This is a genomic window from Pseudorhodoplanes sp. (assembly GCF_035565795.1).
GTDB lineage: Bacteria > Pseudomonadota > Alphaproteobacteria > Rhizobiales > Xanthobacteraceae > Pseudorhodoplanes.
Window position 1 is genome coordinate 20733 of the sequence record NZ_DATMRV010000131.1, and the last position, 17034, is coordinate 37766.

Consider the following 17034-nt stretch of genomic DNA (forward strand, 5'->3'; position numbering starts at 1 on the left):
CTTCGCGTGTCAGGCCTACAGCGTCGCTTCCACCGCGCGGCGCAATTCGTTCGAGACGGCAGGGTGGACGCCGTAAAATGCCTCGAAGGCCGGTACGGCCTGATGCAGTAGCATGCCGAGGCCGTCGACTGCGGTATTGCCACGCTTGCGCGCCGCGGCCAGCAGCGGTGTTTCCAGCGGATTATAGACGATGTCCGACACCATTGCGGTCTTCGGCAGCGCGTCCAGCGAAACATCGAGCGGCGGATAGCCGACCATGCCCTGGCTCGTGGTGTTGACGAGCAGCGCCGCGCCGGCAAGCGCATCGTTGCGTTTGTCCCATGCGACCACCTTGATGCGTGACGGATCGATGCGCGAAAGCTCCTCCGCCCGTTCCGTCGTACGATTGGCGAGACGGATCTCCTTCGCGCCGTCATCGAGCAGCGCAACCGCCACAGCGCGCGCCGCGCCACCCGCACCGAGAATGACGATCGGACCGGAGCCGGCTTTGAAATCGTCCCGCACATCCCGCAGGCTGGCGAGAAAGCCGTAGGCGTCGGTGTTGAAACCGGACAGCGTGCCGTCGTCCTGAACCACGACCGTATTCACCGCGCCGATCCGCGCCGCCACCGGATCGACCTGGTCGACCAGTTTCAACACACCGAGCTTGTGCGGGATCGTCACGTTGCAACCCGAGAAACCGAGTGCACGCAGGCCGCGGATCGCGTCCGGCAACGCCTCCGGCTGCACCGGCAGGGGGAGATACGCGCCCTTGATGCGATACTGTGAAAGCCAGTGCCCGTGCAGCACCGGCGAACGCGACTGTGCGACAGGCCAGCCGATCACGCCGGCCATTTTGAAGGATTGCGGTGCTGCCATGATTGCAGATACGGGTGTTCGATCATCGATGCGGGGTGGGCTCGCAACGTAACAGGCCTTTTCATCATGAGCAAAGCGAACGCAATCCAGATCCGCATGGGCGGCTATGGTCCGGCGACGACCGGCTTCAGCAAGGCGCTGAAATTCATCGGCGATCGGCTGACTAGCGAATTCGGCGATCAGGTCGACATCAAGTATGTCTGGAACATCATGGATTTCGGCTATCGCTCCGAGGACATCCTCTGGCTGGTCGAGTCCGGCGTGCTTTCGCTCGGCTATCAATCGTCGAGCTATCTGACCGATCGCGTGCCCGAGCTGGGCTTCGTCGATCTTCCCTTCCTGTTTGCGAACAGGGATCAGGCGCGTGGCGCAATGGATGGTGCGCTCGGTGCCCGGCTCGCGCAGGCGATCGAGGACAAGGTCGGTTACCGTATCGTCGGGTGGTTTGAGAACGGCTTCCGTCATATCTCCAATCACGTGCGGCCGGTGCGCAGTCCTGCCGATCTCGCCGGCATGACCATCCGGGTGCTGCCGAGCGAAATTCAGAAGCGCACTTTCGCGCTGCTCGGCGCGGTGCCGCAGCGTCTCGATCTCACCGAAGCGCTGGAAATGATCGTCGCAGGCACCATCGATGCGCAGGAAAATCCGCTCGCCAATACCGTGACCTACGGCGCGCACAAGTATCATCCCTTCCATACGCTCACCGGCCACTTCTACATTTCGCGGCCCATCTTCATTTGCCGCGCGCAGTTCGATGCCTGGCCCGCGCCGCTTCAAGATGCGATGCGGCGCGCCGCGGCGGAGGCGGTGACCTTCCAGCGCGCGCTCGCGGTGGAGGAAGAACTTGACGCGCGCCGGGCGATCGAAGCGCAGGGCTGCCGGATCGAGGAACTGACGGCGGAAGAGCACGAGGCCTTCGTGCGCGCCGTTGCGCCGATGATGGAGGAGGCAGGTACCATCTATGGCGCTGAGATGCTTTGGCAGGTAGGCCGCTAGCGACATTGTTTCATATAACGAAAATGGAATTTACCATCTCGAAAATGCCTTGACTCCGCTGCCGACGCGCCGTTTTCTTTGAGCAACTAAAAAACAAGCCGCTCGAGGGAACGCCGTGTCTGATTCAGCTTCAGCCGTCAGCCAGATTCCGTTTGCTCCCGTCGCACCGAACGGGAGCGTCAAGACTTCGAACGGCAGCGCGAAGTCGCCGCATCGAGGCAGCATCCAGTCCGTCGATCGGGCGCTCTCGCTTCTCGAAGCGCTCGCCGAAGCCGGCGGTGAAGCATCGCTTACCGACCTGTCGCGACGCACCCAACTCAATGTCTCCACGTGCCATCACCTGCTCTCGACGCTGGTGAATTGGGGCTATGTCGCGAAAGTGCCCGGCCGGCGCTCCTACGCTCTTGGCGCGCGCGTGCTCTATCTCGGCCATGCCTGTCTTCGGCAGGTCGATCTGCCGCGCAAGGCGCAGGCGTATATCGATCGCATCAATCAGGTCACCGGAGAGACGGTGCATCTCGCCGTCCTGCAGGCCGACACCATCGTCACGCTGGTGAAGCGTGAGGCGCGTCATGCCGTTCGCGTCGATACCGGAATGGTTGGCCGCAGCGATGCGCCGCATGCGACGGCAACCGGCAAGGCAATGATCGCGTGGCTGCCGGAGGAACAGATCCGCCGCATGGTGTCGCCGACCGACATGAAGCGTTTTACCGACAAGACCATCGTCGATTTTGCGACGCTGATCGAAGAGCTGCGTCATGTGCGCCGCAACGGCCATGCGATGGACCGCGAGGAATTCCAGCCGGGCGTGATCTGCGTCGGCTCGGCGATCCGCGACCATTCCGGCGCGGTCGTCGGCGCAATCTCCGCGTCGGCGCCGGCCATGCGCGCGACGGAACAGCATCTCGACCTGATGCGTCAGGAAGTGATCGCGGCGGCGAATGCTCTTTCGGCCGAACTTGGCGAGCCCGGTGCGATGAAACCGGCTGTCGCCAACGCGTAACCGATACGACCTTTCTCAACGGAGTGTGGGCGATGTACGCACCTGCGGGCGTGAAAACCAGCAAGGACTTTCCGATCCCGGACATGATGAAGGCTTGGGTGCTGGGTGATCCCGGCGAGCTCAAGCTGATCGACAAGGCCGTGCCGACACCGAAGAAGGCCGAGGTGCTGGTCCGCATCGATGCGGTCGCGATCTGCGCCACCGATCTCGAAATCATCTATCACGGCCCGCCCGCGATGATCGAAGGCGGCATGCCGCACAACAAGAACTTCACGCCGGGCCACGAATATATGGGCACGGTCGTCGCGCTGGGACCGGGCGTCGACGAATACAAAATCGGCCAGCGTGTGACGGTCGAGATTCATGCGGGCTGTGGTCAGTGCAAGCGCTGCCGCGAGGGCATGTATACCTCGTGCCACAATTACGGCCTGAACTACGGTGACGTCGACAAGGGTCACCGCGCCAATGGCTTCACGACTGATGGCGGCTTCTGCCAGTACCAGGTCAATCACATCAACACGCTGGTCGCGATCCCCGACGACATGTCGGACGAGGAGGCGACCTTGGTCGTCACCGCGGGCACCGCGATGTATGGCCTGACCGAACTCGGCGGCCTGGTCGCGGGCGAGAGCGTTGTCGTGACCGGCCCCGGTCCGATCGGCCTGCTTGGCGTTGCGGTCGCGAAAGCGATGGGTGCGCAGCCTGTGATTCTTACCGGCACGCGCGACAATCGTCTGCAGATCGGCAAGGAGCTCGGCGCCGATCACGTCATTAACATCCGCAAGGTGAATGATGTCGTGCAGGCGGTGAAGGATGCCAATGGCGGCAAGGGCGTCGATTATGTGGTCGAATGCTCCGCGGCGCCGAATGCCGTCAACGAAGCGCTGAAGATGGTCAATCGCGGCGGCAAAGTCTGCCTCGCGGCTTTCCCGCATGGCGAGGCGCCGGTCGATATCGCGCATATCGTCCGCAACAACATCTACATTTACGGCATCCGCGGCGAGGGCAAGACCGCCACGCACCGTGCCGAAGCGTTCATGAAGCAGAAGCGCTTCGACGCCACCAAGATCCACACCCACACCTTCCCGCTGGAGGATCTGCCGACCGCGATCCGCTACGCCAAGGATCGCGTGGAAGATGCGATCAAGGTGGTGGTGAAGATGAAGCCCGGAGCCGCGCAGAAGATCGCGGCGGAATAAGAGAAGCCGCGCAAGCGGCAAACGTTCTTCCCTCTCCCCTTGAGGAAGAGGGTGCCAAGACGCCGAAGGCGGCGCGGCGGGTGAGGGGCGCAGTCTTTCCCTCACCCCTCACCCGGCACGGACCTGACGGTTCTCGCCACCCTCTCCCTCAAGGGGAGAGGGTGAATGGAGCAAGACCAGACACGATGCTTTTCTGCGACGCATATCAGACACCGACGACGCTCGACGAAGCGTTCGATCTGATCGACGCGCATCGCGGGCGCTATCGCCTTATCGCCGGGGCCACCGATCTCCTGCCCTGGGCGCGCGAGGGCCGCGCGGGCGACGTGCATATTCCGACGCTGATCGATGTGTCGCGGATTCCCGAATTACGCGCGCGCAGCGTGAACGATACGCGCGTGCGGCTTGGCGCCGCGACGCCGATCCAGCGCTTCCTCGACGATTCCGCGCTTGGCCGCGCCATGCCGTCGATGCCGCGCTGCGCGGTGTGGTTCGCGGACGACCAGCTCCGCGAGTCCGCGACCATCGGCGGCAATGTGGTCAACGCATCCCCGGCGGCTGACGGCACGCCGCCGCTGTTCACTCATGACGCTGTGCTTGAACTTGCGAGCCGTCGGAACGGCAAGGTCGTGACCCGCAAGCTCCCGATCGCGGAATTCATCACTGGTCCCGGCAAGACCGTGCTGGAAGACGACGAAATCCTCACCGCGATCGAGTGCGCAGCGCTGCCCGGTTATGGCGGCAGCTTCGAAAAAGTCGGGCACCGCCGCTCGCTCGTGATCTCGACGGTGTGTCTCGCGGCGTCGGTGAAACTCGACGCGTCCGGTCGCAATTTCGAGGATGTTCGTCTCTGTATCGGCGGTATCGGACCAGTGCCGGACCGCCTGCGCGACGTGGAGCAGTTCCTGAAGGCTGGCCACCTCGCCGCGAGCCGGCTCGAACAGGCAGCGGAGATGCCCGTCAGCCTCGTGCGTTCGCGCACGCGCCAGGACTATCGCCGCGACGTGGTGCGCGGATTCATGCTGCGTGGCCTGTTTAATGCGGCGCAGCGCGCGGGCGCCGGTCCCGATGTGCTGACGCCCGAGTTGGAGGCGGCCTGTGCCTGAGATGCGGATCGAAGCTGTCGTCAACGGCCGCAAGATCGCACGGAATGCCCAGCCGCATCAGCGGCTGCTCGATTTCCTGCGTGAGGACATGCATCTCACCGGAACGAAGGACGGATGCGGCGCCGGCGAATGCGGCGCATGCTCCGTGTTCGTCGACGGCGTGCTGATGAAGTCCTGTCTCATGCCGGTCGGCAAGGCGCAAGGAACGACGATCGAGACAGTCGAAGGCCTTGCGCAGAAGGGCGACCTGTCGCTGTTGCAGAAAGCCTTTCACAAGACCGGCGCGAGCCAGTGTGGTTATTGCATTCCCGGTATGGTGATGGCCGCGACCTCGGCGCTGCGCATCAATCCGTTCGCGGATCGCGAGGAGATCAAGGAGCGGCTCGGCGGCAACATCTGCCGCTGCACCGGATATCAGAAGATCTTCGATGCGGTAGAGCTTGCGCGCGATGTGCAGAACGGCCGGCTGCCGGCGACGGCGCTTGCGGAAACCGATGTCGCGGAAGGCAAATATATCGGCGCGAACGTCAGACGGCTGGATGCGCCGAGCAAGGTCTCGGGCGCGCTGAAATATGCCGGCGACATGACGATGCCCGGCATGCTGCATCTGCAGGTGCTGCGCTCGCCGCACCCACACGCGATTATCGAATCGATCGACACCTCGGAAGCCGAGGCGATGGAGGGTGTCGAGGGCGTCATCACCTGTGCCGACGTGCCGGGCGAGGATGGCTTTGGCGTGTTCGTGCACGATCAGCCCGTGATGGCGCGTGGCAAGGTTCGCTATGTGGGCGAGGCGGTGGCCGCGGTGGCTGCGGAAGACCTCGTTACCGCAAAGCGCGCGCTGTCGAAGATCAAGGTGGTCTACAAGCCGCTGCCTGCGGTGTTCGATCCGTTCGCGGCGATGGAGCCGGGTGCTCCCGTGGTCCACGACTATGCGCCGGACAATGTCACGAAGCATATCCCGATCCGCAAGGGCGACATCGAGAGGGGCTTCGCGCAATCCGATCTCGTGATCGAGCAGGACTACGAGACGCAGGCGATCGAGCACGCCTATCTCGAGCCCGAGGCAGGACTTGGCTATGTCGATCACGATGGTGTCGTGACGATCATCTCGCCGAGCCAGAACATCACGCATCATCGCCACATGCTGGCGAAGATCATCGCGAGGCCGATCAACAAGGTGCGATTCATCATGTCGCCGGTCGGCGGCGGATTCGGCGGCAAGGAAGACATGATCTATCAGGGCATGCTGGCCCTGATGGCGATGAAGACCGGTCGGCCGGTGCGGCTCGTGTTCACGCGTGAGGAATCGATCGCGACCACGGCCAAGCGGCATCCGTCGCGCACCACATTGCGCATGGGGCTGTCGCGCGACGGCCGCATCCAGGCTGTGTCTCTGAAGATGGTCTGCGACGGCGGCGCCTATGGGCTTTCCACCGAGGGCGTGATGCGCAAGGCCGCGATCCTTGGCGCGGGTCCGTACAACATCCCGAACCTGCAGGTCGATACCTACGGCATCTACACCAACAACACGCCGTCCGGCGCCTTCCGGTCCTTCGGCGCGCTACAGACGCAGTTCGCGACTGAAAGCCATCTCGACATCTGCGCCGAACGCCTCGGACTCGATCCATTCGAGATCCGCCGCATCAACGCGATGCGCGATGGCGCGGAGACGCACACCAAACAGAAGCTGAAATCCGTGAGCTATCTGCGCGTGCTGGAGGCAGCCGAGAAAGGCTCGCGCTGGGAGAAAGGCGCGCCGGTCTCGCGCGGTGCTGCGCGCACTGATCTTGCGGGCGAAGGCGTGCGCGAGCCGTGCAGTCTGGGCGCGCGTTTCGCAATGGGTGGCAAGCTGGAGGCTGCGGAATAATGGCACGCAAACGTGGGCGCGGTGTCGCCGGTGCCTGGTACGGAATTGCCCGTACAGCGACGGTCGATCGCGCCGGTGCCTGGGTCGAGATCGATGACGGCGGCACGGCGAAGGTCGTGACCGGGGTGACCGAGATCGGCGAGGGCATTCTCACGGTGCTCGCGCAGATCGCTGCGGAAGAACTCGGCGTGCGCCCGCAGGACGTGACCATTGGTGACAACGACACCGCGCGTTCGCCGGAGGCCGCCCATGCGGGTGCGACGCGCCAGACCTACATGATCGGCAACGTGGTTGCGCTGGCCTCGCGCGAAGCGTTCGGAAAGCTCGCTCAGGTGATGGCAAACGAATGGGGCGTACCGCCCGAGACGATCGAGGCCGCGTCCGGTGAAATCTGGGCGGAGGGCACGAACCATCGCACCACCATGGACAAGGCCGTGCATCTCGCGAAAGGTCGCGGCGTGGTGCCGCTCGGCTCCGCGAGTTTTGGTACCGATACGACCGGGCTGCATCCGGTCGACGGCGCAGGACGTCCGTGGCAGGCCTATGTGTTCGGCTGTCAGGTCGCGGAGGTGGAAGTCGATACGGTGACCGGCGAGGTGCAGGTGCTCGGCATCTGGGCGGCGCATGACGTCGGCCGGGCGGTGAATCCCAAGGGCGTAGAAGGCCAGATCGAAGGCGGCATCGTTCAGGCGCTCGGTCAGGCGCTGATGGAGGACTACAAGCTCGAAGGCGGCCACACCACGACGCCTGGCTTTGCGAAATACATCCTGCCGACGTCGCTCGATGTGCCGCATGTCACCTCGATCATCGTCGAGGATCCCGATCCGATCGGTCCGCTCGGCGTGAAAGGCATCGGCGAGCCGGCCATGGTGCCGACCATCCCCGCCGTGATGAACGCGATCTATGACGCGGTCGGCGTGCGCATCACCTCGCTGCCGGCGACGCCGGAAAAGCTGCTGATGGCGATCCGCGACAAGGAGCGTACCGAACGCGAGCGGCGCATCCATGCGGAGGCGGCAGAGTAATGCTCGACAGGCCCGGCTCCGCAACGCAGACCTTCGATGCCGATCTTTCGGCGATCCGGGCGTTGGCGGAAGTCGTGCCGGGCGCGCTGCCGGTCGCGTTGAATGCCGTCAAGTTCGCGGCGTCCATCAGGCCGCGCAAATTCGTCATCGAAGGCGGTGACGACGCGTCGGTGACCATGCCGCGCACCGTCTATCAGGTGGTCTATCCCGACGGCACGGTGATGATCGACGCGGGCATGGACAAGGCGACGCACGATTCATTCGGCGAAGGCGAACCGTATGATGCCGATGCGTTTGCGCAGGTGATGCGCGCGTTGCGCGCGGCCCGCATGATCGTGCTCACGCATTATCATGCGGATCACGCGGGTGGCATCGTTACGGCGGAAGATCGCAACGCGCTCGCGCGAAAAACCGTCGCGACGACGGATACGCTCTCTCTGATGATGAACAATCCGCATCGCTCGCATCTCAAACTGTTGGAAGCAGACGCCGCGCAATTCATCCGCATCGCTTACGATCGCTATTATCCGGTCGCGCCGGGCATGGTGCTGATCAAGGCGCCCGGCCATTCGCCCGATATGCAGATGATTTACCTCCGTCTTCAGAGCGGGCGGGAATACCTGCATTCGATCGACGCTGCCTGGAATCTGGCCAACATTCGCCATGTGAAAGGAAAGGCGGCGCCGTGGGTAAAGGAGGATGTGCCGTCGGTTATGGCGCAGCTTTGCTGGCTGAATCGCCTGATGACCGACGAACCCGATCTCCACATTTTAGTCACGCATGACGGCGAGCTTCTTGATCTGATGATTGAGCGTGGTGCCGTTGGCGGGAACCTCAAGGTCTGAACAAGGACTGCGCCATAACGATGAAGGGGAGAATGATGATTTCAAGACGAGTTTCCATTGCGACGCTGGCACTCACGGCTGCCCTGGCGCTGCCGACGATGGCATTTGCGCAGAATTATCCGACGCGGCCGATCACGGTGGTCGTGCCATTCCCTGCCGGCGGGCCGAGCGATGTCGTGGCGCGCATCGTCACCGAAGCGATGTCGAAGAATCTCGGGCAATCAATGGTGATCGAGAATGTCGGCGGCGCCGGCGGCACCCTCGGCTCCGGCCGCGTCGCGACCGCGGAGCCGGACGGCTATACGCTGCTCGCAGGCTCGATGGGTTCGCATGTCGCAGCTCCGGTGCTGACGCCGAATGTGCGTTACGATTCCGAGCGCGATTTCGTTCCGGTCGGCATCACCGCTGACGCACCTGCAGTGATCGTCGCCCGCAAGGATTTCCCGGCCAAGAACCTCAAGGAATTCGTCGCTTACGTGAAGGCCAATGGCGACAAGGTGAAGCAGGCCCATGGCGGTGTCGGCGCGTCGTCGCACATGGCGTGTCTTATGTTCACGACGGAAGCCGGTCTGAAGCCGACCCTGGTCGCCTACAAGGGCACGGGCCCGGCGATGAACGACCTGATCGGCGGTCATGTCGATTTCTTCTGTGAGCAGGCGGTGAGCGTCGCCGAGCAGGTTCGCTCCGGTACCATCAAGGCGTTCGGCGTATCGGCGACGGATCGTCTCGCGGCTTTGCCGGACGTGCCCGCGGCCAAGGACAGCGGCGTGAATTATCAGATGAGTATCTGGGCCGGCATCTTCGCGCCCAAGGGCACACCGAAGCCGGTGGTCGACAAACTCGCGGCCGCACTCGACAAGGCACTTGATGATCCGTCGGTGGTGAAGCGGCTGAACGATCTCGGCGGTGCGGTGCCAAAGAAGGCGGAGCGGACGCCGGCAAGTTTCGACAAGCTGGTGAAGTCTGAGATTTCGCGCTGGAAGCCGATCCTTCAGTCGGTCGCGCCGCAGCCGAAGAGCAACTGACCTTTCTTACCTCCCCCTGAAAGGGGGAGCTCGACTGACGGAGCGAAGCTGCGGCAGTCGGGTGGGGGTCTACATCTGACCCCCTCCCGACCCTCCCTTTCAGAGGGAGGGAGTACAAGAGGCGAGACCGGAATACCCATGCTCACACGTCCCTCCGAAGGCGAACAACGCGACGCGATGCGTGCGCGTGCGCGCGCAATCCAGCAAGCGGGTTCGCTTGCGGAGGCGCTGCGCAGCGGCTCGCTGCCGAAGCTGGTCGAGACGACATTGTCGGAAGCGCTCGTGCTCGGCCTTCTCAAACAGGACGTGCGGAAATATCTCGCAATCTTCGGTCATGGATCGACCGATTTCGGAGACGTGCTGCGCATCTATGAGGAGGAGGGCGTCACCCGCACCTTCAACTTCCGCAACGAAGTCGAGATGGCGCATGCCGCAACTGCGCTGCGCTGGCAATATGGCGAGATCCCCGCGGTCGTAACCTCGATCGGACCGGGTGCGCTGCAGGCGATGGCCGGTTCGCTTGCCGCTGCATCGAATGGGGTCGGCGTCTATCATATCTATGGCGACGAGACGACTTTCGGCGAAGGCTACAATATGCAGCAGGTGCCGAAGGAAGAGCAGGGGCTGTTCGGCCGCATGACCGCGCTGATGGGCGGCTCATACGTGCTGCATACGCCGGAAGCATTGCGCGACGCTTTGCGCCGCGGTTCGCTTCAGGTCAATCATCCGTATCGCGCCGGACCGTTCTATCTCCTGCTGCCGCTGAACACGCAGCCGCAGCGCGTCACAATCAATATTGCGGCCTTGCCCGATCGGCCCGATCTGCCGGTGCTCGCGCCCGCCGACGACAAGGCCTACGCCAAGGCCGCCAGGCTGATCGCGCAGGCCAGGAGCGTTGCGATCAAGGCCGGCGGCGGTACGCGCGGTCATGACGCGGCGGTCCGCCGGCTCGCGGAGATGTCCGGCGCTGCCGTGGTGCTGTCGCCCGGCTCGACCGGCGTCCTGCCGGATGCGCATCCGCAGAATATGCATGTCGGCGGGTCGAAGGGCTCGATCAGCGGCAACTTCGCGATGGCCACTGCCGAGCTTGTCATCGTGATCGGTTCGCGCGGCGTCTGTCAGGCCGATTGTTCCGGCATCGGCTACAAGTCCGCGAAAGAGATCATCAATATCAACGGCGATCTCGCCGACGCGCTGCATTACAATCACACGACGGCGCTTGCCGGCGACATTGGCGCAGTGATCGAGCGTCTGTGTGTTCATCTGACCGGGGCGAGCGCCAACAAGGCCGAATGGCTTAAGGCCTGCGCCGTGAAGAAGGCGGAATGGACCGCGTTCAAGAAATCGCGGTTCGATGCGGCGCCGGCTCTGGATGCGGCCTGGCAGCGCGCGGTTCTTTATCAGCCCGCCGCCATCAAGGTGGTCGCGGATTTCGCAAAGAGCATCGGCGCGGCAAAATTCTTCGATGCCGGCGACGTACAGGCCAACGGCTTTCAGATCGTGGAGGACGATCGCACGGGCGATACCTTCACCGAGTCCGGTGCGTCGTATATGGGCTTCGCGGTGAGCGCGCTGCTCGCATCGGGCATGGCGGACAAGCCGCGTTATGGCATTGCCTTCACCGGCGATGGTTCCTTCATGATGAATCCGCAGGTCCTGATCGACGCGGTCGAGCACAAGGTTCGCGGCACGATCGTGATCTTCGATAATCGCCGCATGGCGGCGATCACCGGCTTGCAGCTCGCGCAATATGGCAAGGAGTTTCGTACCAACGACTCGGTGCCGGTCGATTACGTGCAGCTTGCCGGCGCCGTGAAAGGCGTGCGCGCTCTGCATGGCGGTTTCTGCGCTGAGGAATTGCGTGCGGCGCTGAAGGAGGCGCAGGCGCATGACGGGCTGTCGGTCGTTCACGTGCCGGTTTACGCCGGACAGGACGAACTCGCAGGGCTCGGCGCCTTCGGCCAGTGGAATGTCGGCAACTGGTGCGACGACGTTCAGCGCGAGTGGATCGAGCAGGATATCTGACGGCTTCTTACCTCCCCCAAGGGGGAGAGGGAGCGTACGGAGTTCGTCGGCTGGACTCTCACACGTGCTTGTAGGCCCGTGCGTGATAGACCAGCGCCTTCTCGGCATTCGCAAGCCGGATCGCGGCCACTTCCCCGAAATAGATGTCGTGGGTCCCGACCGACTTCATCTCCAGCACGCGGCAATCGAGCGCGGCGATGGCGTTGGTGAGCGCGGGCGACCCGGTTTCTAGCGAGATCCAGTCACCGCGCATGAAGCGCTCCGCCATGAATACGCCGGTGCGACCGGCGAACACGTCCGCAAGCTCTTCCTCGCTCGAGGCGAGCGTGTTGACGCAGAACACCCTGTTCTCCCGCATCACAGGCGTGATCTGGCTCTTGCGGTTCAGGCAGACCAGCACGGTCGGCGGCGTGTCCGACACCGAGGCCACTGCCGTTGCCGTGAAGCCCGCGCGTCCGGCCTTGCCGGCTGTGGTGACGATGTGAACGGCGGCGCCGAGACGGCTCATCGCCTCGCGGAAGGTCGCAGGATCTGCCAGCGGCGCACCGGGGAAGGCCGCCGCTGCGGCCTCGTCCCCCACACTGACGGGTGAATTGTCGATCCAGCTCATTCCAAAAGGTCCCGTGCCGTGCGGCCGGGAGCTGGAAGACCGTTCTGATCCCGTCGCCTAGAGCCCCAGCAGCCGCTTCGTATTGCCGCCCACTATCTTGCCCACCGTAGCAGAGTCGAAAGCGGGATTGGAAGCCACATGGCCGACCGGATCGTAGTCGGCCATGTCGAAGGGGTAGTCGGTTCCCATCACCACATGATCCGGCCCGAAGGTCTCTACCAGCGCTTTCAGCTGGCCTTCCGAGAACACGACGGTGTCGACGTATATCTGGCGCAGATAGCTGGTCGGCGGTTTCGGCAGATCGGCATGAGCGTCCGAACGCGCGCCCCAGACATGGTCGATGCGGCCGTAATAGCTGCCCAGATAACCGCCGCCATGCACCGCCAGAATTTTCAACTTCGGGTGGCGTTCCAGCACGCCGTCGAAGATCAGGTAATGCAGCGCGATGGTGGTCTCGAGCGGATTGCCGATGACGTTGTTGAAATAGAAGCGCCTGAGCCGCTCGCCATGGGTAAAGCCGTTCGGATGGATGACGACGAGCAGGCCGAGCTCTTCCGCCTTTTTCCAGAACGGAGCCGCGACCGGGTCGGACAGCTCCTTGCCGTCGATGTTGGTGAGGATCTGAACGCCCTTGAAGCCGAGCTTTGCGATCCGCTCCAGCTCCTTGGCTGCCTCGTCCCCGTAGGGCAGCGGCACGGTGCCAAACGGGATCAGGCGGTCCGGCTGCTTTGCGCAATATTCGGCGATGCCGTCGTTCACGAGCTGGGCGGCTTTCACTCCGGCCTCGATCGGCAGGGTGTAATAGCACTGGCCGGGCGGCGGCTTGATCACCTGCATGTCGATGCCCATGGCATCGAGATTGCGCAGGCGCGGCTCGAATTCGACGATCCGAGCTTTCAGATCCTCGTCCTGCTTGGCATTGACGGCGGCCGTTTCCGGCGACTGGAAGGTGTGCAGGCCCGGACTGACGCTCGCGTTCTGCTGCGCGACATACGCGCCCGCTGCGGGTACCGCCACGTGCGAATGAATATCGATCGTTACGCTCTGCGGCCTGATCTCGCGGCCGGGGCGTCCTTGCTTGCGTGCCGCGGTCGGCTCGTACTTGTTCCAGACATTCATCAGGTGATTTCCATGAGAGTGAGAGGCAGAGATATCAGAACACCCCGAGCTGCTGCGCAACCAAGTCGTGATCGCGCTTCACGGCTTCGGCCGATCCGTCGAACGCGATGCGTCCGGTATTGATGATCACGACGTCATCCGCAAGGTCGAGCGTGAGCTTGATATTCTGTTCGACCAGAATGATCGATAGCCCTTCGGACTTGAGAAGGGCAATTGTGCGGCCGACCTCGGCGACGATCTGTGGCGCAAGCCCCTCCGAGGGCTCGTCCATCAGGAGGATACGCGGATTGCCCATCAGCGCCCGGCCGATGGCAAGCATTTGCTGTTCGCCGCCGGACAGCGACCCTGCCAGTTGCTGCTCGCGCTCCTTCAGGCGCGGGAAGATCGTGTAGACACGCTCGAAGGTCCATTCCTTGCGGGTTCCCGCGCGCGCCCTGCGCTGCTGCGCGACGCTGAGATTCTCGCGCACGGTGAGCGAGCGGAACACACGGCGGCCCTGTGGCACGAGTCCGATGCCCCGATGCGCGATGGTCTCCGGTGCAAGGCCGGCAATCTCGTCGCCGAAGAGGTTGATCGCGCCGCGCCGCGGCTTGAGGAAGCCCATGATCGCAGCCAGGCAGGTGGTCTTGCCGGCGCCGTTGCGGCCCAGCAGTCCGAGCAGATGCCCCTCTTCAAGAGCGAAGCTCACGCCGTGCAGCACATGGCTGTCGCCGTAATAGGCGTCGATTCCGGATACGTTCAGGGCCTGCGCCACGGGACTAGTCACCAAGATAGACCTCCCGCGTGCGGGGATCGGCCACCACCTCGGCGCGGCTGCCCTCCACGATCACTTCGCCGTAATGCAGGAGAGTGATGCGCTCGGCAAATTCGAGCGCGGTGTCCATGTCGTGTTCGATCATCACGATCGTCACGTCGCGCGGGATGGTCTTCAGGAGGGTGCTCAGCGTCTTGCGCTCCTCCTGCGACAGCCCCGCGAGCGGCTCGTCCAGCAGCAGCACCTTCGGCTTCTGCGCCAGCGCCATCGCGAATTCGAGACGCCGCCGTTCGCCATAGGACGTTTCCGCAACGATCCTTTCGGCGCTGCGGCCGAGGCCGACTTGCACCAGCGCGGCATGCGCAGCCTCAGTCATTGCAGTGCGGGCAGACAGCACCGCCCAGGGATTCCATCGAACCGGATCGAGGCCCAGCAGCGCGAGCTTGACGTTATGCAGCAGGGTCTCTTTCGGAAATAACGTCAGGATCTGATAGGTGCGTGCGAGACCGAGATGCACGCGCTTTTCTGTCGGCATGCCGACGAGTTCGTGACCAAACAGTTTCACCGAACCGGTATCGGCCGTCAGGTCGCCCGTGATCAGATTGAACAGGGTCGTCTTGCCGGCGCCGTTCGGCCCGATGATCAGCCTTCTCTCGCCGGGCATCACGTGAAGCGAAACATTCCGGGTCGCCGGCAGTCCGCCGAAGCGCTTGTTGAGGCCTTCGATGGCGAGTGCTGGAGTCATTCGGCTGGCTCCGCAGCGGGCGTCGGGCTTTTCGGTCTGTTGCGGTTGCGCCATCGCAGCCACAACGCGCGGCATCCCGGCACGAGACCAAGCGGCATGAAGATGATCACCGCGATGAAGATGGCGCCGAGCAACGTGTTCCAGCGCTCGACATAGGTCGATGCCACGTTCTTGATGAGCGTGATGATGACGGCGCCGACGATCGGTCCGGTCAGCGACGACGCGCCGCCGAGGATCGACATCAGCAGGATTTCGGCGGATTGCTGCAGCGTCAGCGCATGCGGCGACAGGAACACATTGTAGTAGACGAACATCAGTCCGCCGACCGAGCCCCAAAAGCCCGCGATCACAAAGGTCAGCCACTGCACCATCCAGACATTGTGACCGAGCATGCGCATGCGGCGCGGCTGATCGCGTGTGCCCATCAGGCTCGCGCCGAACGGCGAGCGGGCGAAGCGCCACATTCCGAACAGCGCGACCGCGAAGACGATGAGCGTGAAATAATAGAAGCCCGGCGCGCCGGTGATGTTGATACCGAACGGTTCCGGCCGCGCCGGCAGCCTGATGCCGTTGTCGCCGCCGGTGAGGGTATTGGCGCGATAGGCGATGCCCCACACGATCTGGCCGAGCGCCAGCGTGATCATCAGGAAGCCGAGCCCCGGCGCGCGCAGCGACAGCATTCCGAACACGCCGGCAATGACCGTCGAGAGCGCAAGCGCTGCGATGGCCGCGAGCAGCGGATGCCAGCCGGCGATTGTCAGAAGGATGCAGGTATAGCCGGCCACGCCGATGTAGGCGGCATGGCCGAGCGACACCATGCCGCCGAAGCCGAGCATCAGGTTCAGGCTGAGCGCCAGGATCGCAAAGATCAGGCACTGACTCGCCATGTTGATATAGAATTCGTGGGTGATGATGCGCGGCAGCGCGATCAGCAGGACCGCCGCGATGACGACTGCGATGATGTTGCCGCGGCTCATAGTTGCACCCGTCCGAACAGGCCTTGCGGCAGGAAGACGAGGACCAGCACCATCGGCAGGAACAGCACGAAATAGGCTAGGTCGGGAACGAGCGCGATTCCGAAATTGTAGAGGAAGCCCACGACGAAGCTGCCGACAAAGGCGCCGAGCAGGGAACCGGCGCCACCAAGGATCACCACGATCAAGGCAAGCGGCAGCATGTCGGCATCGAGGCCGGGATAGGCATTGAGGATCGGTCCGCCCAGGACGCCGCCCGTGCCGGCAAGCGCCGCGCCGAGCAGGAACACCATTGTGAACAGCCGCCCGACCGGAATGCCGACGCCGCGCGCCATCTCCATGTCGTCGACGCCAGCGCGGATCATCGCGCCGATGCGGGTGCGCTCCATGAGAATGTAGAGCCCGACCGCGGCGACGAGCGCGAGTCCCAGCACCACCAATCGGTAGGTCGGGAAGGCGAGCCCGAAATAGCGAAGCGGCGGGCGAAGCTCCGACGGCGCAGGCAGCGGCATCGGATCGCCGGTCCAGATCAGCAGGCACAGATCGGCGACGATGAACGAGAGGCCGAGCGTCACCAGCACCTGACCCTGCGCGTTGCCGGGCAGCTGACGCAGGATGAAGCGTTCGAGGATGATGCCGACAAGACCCACGCCGAGCCCGGCGCCGATCGCCGCGATCCAGAAATTGAACTTCACCGACAGCAACGTGTAGCCGAAATACGCGCCGAGCATGAAGAAGGCACCATGCGCAAGATTGGGAATGCGCATCAGCCCGAAGATCAAGGAGAAGCCTGACGACAGAAGAAACAGAAGGCCGCCGAACGCGACTGAGTTCAGCGTTTGAATGATCCAGAATTGCATTGCGTTCGGTGATCCCCGCC

The 17034-nt window shown here is 63.6% G+C and carries 16 protein-coding genes; 9 read left to right on the forward strand and 7 right to left on the reverse strand.

Annotation, left to right across the window (positions count from 1 at the left end; all coding sequences use genetic code 11):
• Positions 1-15: 15 nt before the first annotated feature.
• Positions 16-858 carry a shikimate dehydrogenase gene (locus VNZ93_RS12530; RefSeq protein WP_325705175.1) on the reverse strand — a complete coding sequence of 281 codons (843 nt, stop codon included), beginning with the start codon at positions 856-858 and terminating at the stop codon, positions 16-18.
• 66 nt (positions 859-924) lie between these two features.
• On the opposite strand from VNZ93_RS12530, the gene VNZ93_RS12535 reads away from it, so the two are divergent.
• The 9 genes from VNZ93_RS12535 to VNZ93_RS12575 all read left to right on the forward strand — a co-directional run bounded on the left by VNZ93_RS12535 (position 925) and on the right by VNZ93_RS12575 (position 11952).
• Positions 925-1854 carry a TRAP transporter substrate-binding protein gene (locus VNZ93_RS12535; protein WP_325705178.1) on the forward strand — a complete coding sequence of 310 codons (930 nt, stop codon included), beginning with the start codon at positions 925-927 and terminating at the stop codon, positions 1852-1854.
• Positions 1855-1969: 115 nt separating this feature from the next.
• Positions 1970-2857: an IclR family transcriptional regulator gene (locus VNZ93_RS12540; RefSeq protein WP_325705181.1), complete on the forward strand. Its 888-nt coding sequence runs from the start codon at positions 1970-1972 to the stop codon at positions 2855-2857.
• A 32-nt stretch (positions 2858-2889) separates the two neighbouring features.
• A complete protein-coding gene (locus VNZ93_RS12545) occupies positions 2890-4056 on the forward strand; it encodes a zinc-dependent alcohol dehydrogenase (RefSeq protein ID WP_325705184.1) in 1167 nt (388 codons plus the stop codon).
• Positions 4057-4241: 185 nt separating this feature from the next.
• Positions 4242-5162: an FAD binding domain-containing protein gene (locus tag VNZ93_RS12550; protein WP_325705187.1), complete on the forward strand. Its 921-nt coding sequence runs from the start codon at positions 4242-4244 to the stop codon at positions 5160-5162.
• Between the two features lies 1 nt (position 5163).
• Complete coding sequence (locus tag VNZ93_RS12555) at positions 5164-7032, forward strand: molybdopterin-dependent oxidoreductase (RefSeq protein WP_325705246.1); 1869 nt, start codon at positions 5164-5166, stop codon at positions 7030-7032.
• Positions 7032-8057, forward strand: coding sequence for a xanthine dehydrogenase family protein molybdopterin-binding subunit (locus VNZ93_RS12560; RefSeq protein ID WP_325705189.1), 1026 nt, complete (start codon positions 7032-7034; stop codon positions 8055-8057). Before VNZ93_RS12555 ends, VNZ93_RS12560 begins: the two co-directional genes overlap by 1 nt.
• Complete coding sequence (locus VNZ93_RS12565; protein WP_325705192.1) at positions 8057-8902, forward strand: MBL fold metallo-hydrolase; 846 nt, start codon at positions 8057-8059, stop codon at positions 8900-8902. Before VNZ93_RS12560 ends, VNZ93_RS12565 begins: the two co-directional genes overlap by 1 nt.
• 32 nt (positions 8903-8934) lie before the next feature.
• A complete protein-coding gene (locus tag VNZ93_RS12570) occupies positions 8935-9927 on the forward strand; it encodes a tripartite tricarboxylate transporter substrate-binding protein (protein ID WP_325705195.1) in 993 nt (330 codons plus the stop codon).
• Positions 9928-10065: 138 nt separating this feature from the next.
• Complete coding sequence (locus VNZ93_RS12575) at positions 10066-11952, forward strand: thiamine pyrophosphate-dependent enzyme (RefSeq protein ID WP_325705198.1); 1887 nt, start codon at positions 10066-10068, stop codon at positions 11950-11952.
• Between the two features lie 58 nt (positions 11953-12010).
• Here the strand turns inward: VNZ93_RS12575 and VNZ93_RS12580 are convergent, their stop codons facing one another.
• From VNZ93_RS12580 to VNZ93_RS12605, 6 genes are read right to left on the reverse strand one after another with little or no spacing between them, the layout of a single operon-like run.
• Positions 12011-12562: a flavin reductase gene (locus VNZ93_RS12580; protein WP_325705201.1), complete on the reverse strand. Its 552-nt coding sequence runs from the start codon at positions 12560-12562 to the stop codon at positions 12011-12013.
• Between the two features lie 57 nt (positions 12563-12619).
• Positions 12620-13681 (reverse strand): amidohydrolase family protein, encoded by a 1062-nt coding sequence (locus VNZ93_RS12585; protein ID WP_325705204.1) that lies wholly within the window; start codon positions 13679-13681, stop codon positions 12620-12622.
• 34 nt (positions 13682-13715) lie between these two features.
• Entirely contained in the window at positions 13716-14447 is a 732-nt protein-coding gene (locus VNZ93_RS12590) for an ABC transporter ATP-binding protein (RefSeq protein WP_325705248.1), read from the reverse strand.
• Positions 14440-15180, reverse strand: coding sequence for an ABC transporter ATP-binding protein (locus VNZ93_RS12595; RefSeq protein ID WP_325705207.1), 741 nt, complete (start codon positions 15178-15180; stop codon positions 14440-14442). The genes VNZ93_RS12590 and VNZ93_RS12595 overlap by 8 nt, the downstream gene beginning before the upstream one ends.
• On the reverse strand, positions 15177-16157 hold the full coding sequence (locus VNZ93_RS12600; RefSeq protein ID WP_325705210.1) for a branched-chain amino acid ABC transporter permease: 981 nt from the start codon (positions 16155-16157) through the stop codon (positions 15177-15179). Before VNZ93_RS12600 ends, VNZ93_RS12595 begins: the two co-directional genes overlap by 4 nt.
• Complete coding sequence (locus VNZ93_RS12605) at positions 16154-17014, reverse strand: branched-chain amino acid ABC transporter permease (RefSeq protein ID WP_325705213.1); 861 nt, start codon at positions 17012-17014, stop codon at positions 16154-16156. Before VNZ93_RS12605 ends, VNZ93_RS12600 begins: the two co-directional genes overlap by 4 nt.
• Between the last annotated feature and the right edge of the window lie 20 nt (positions 17015-17034).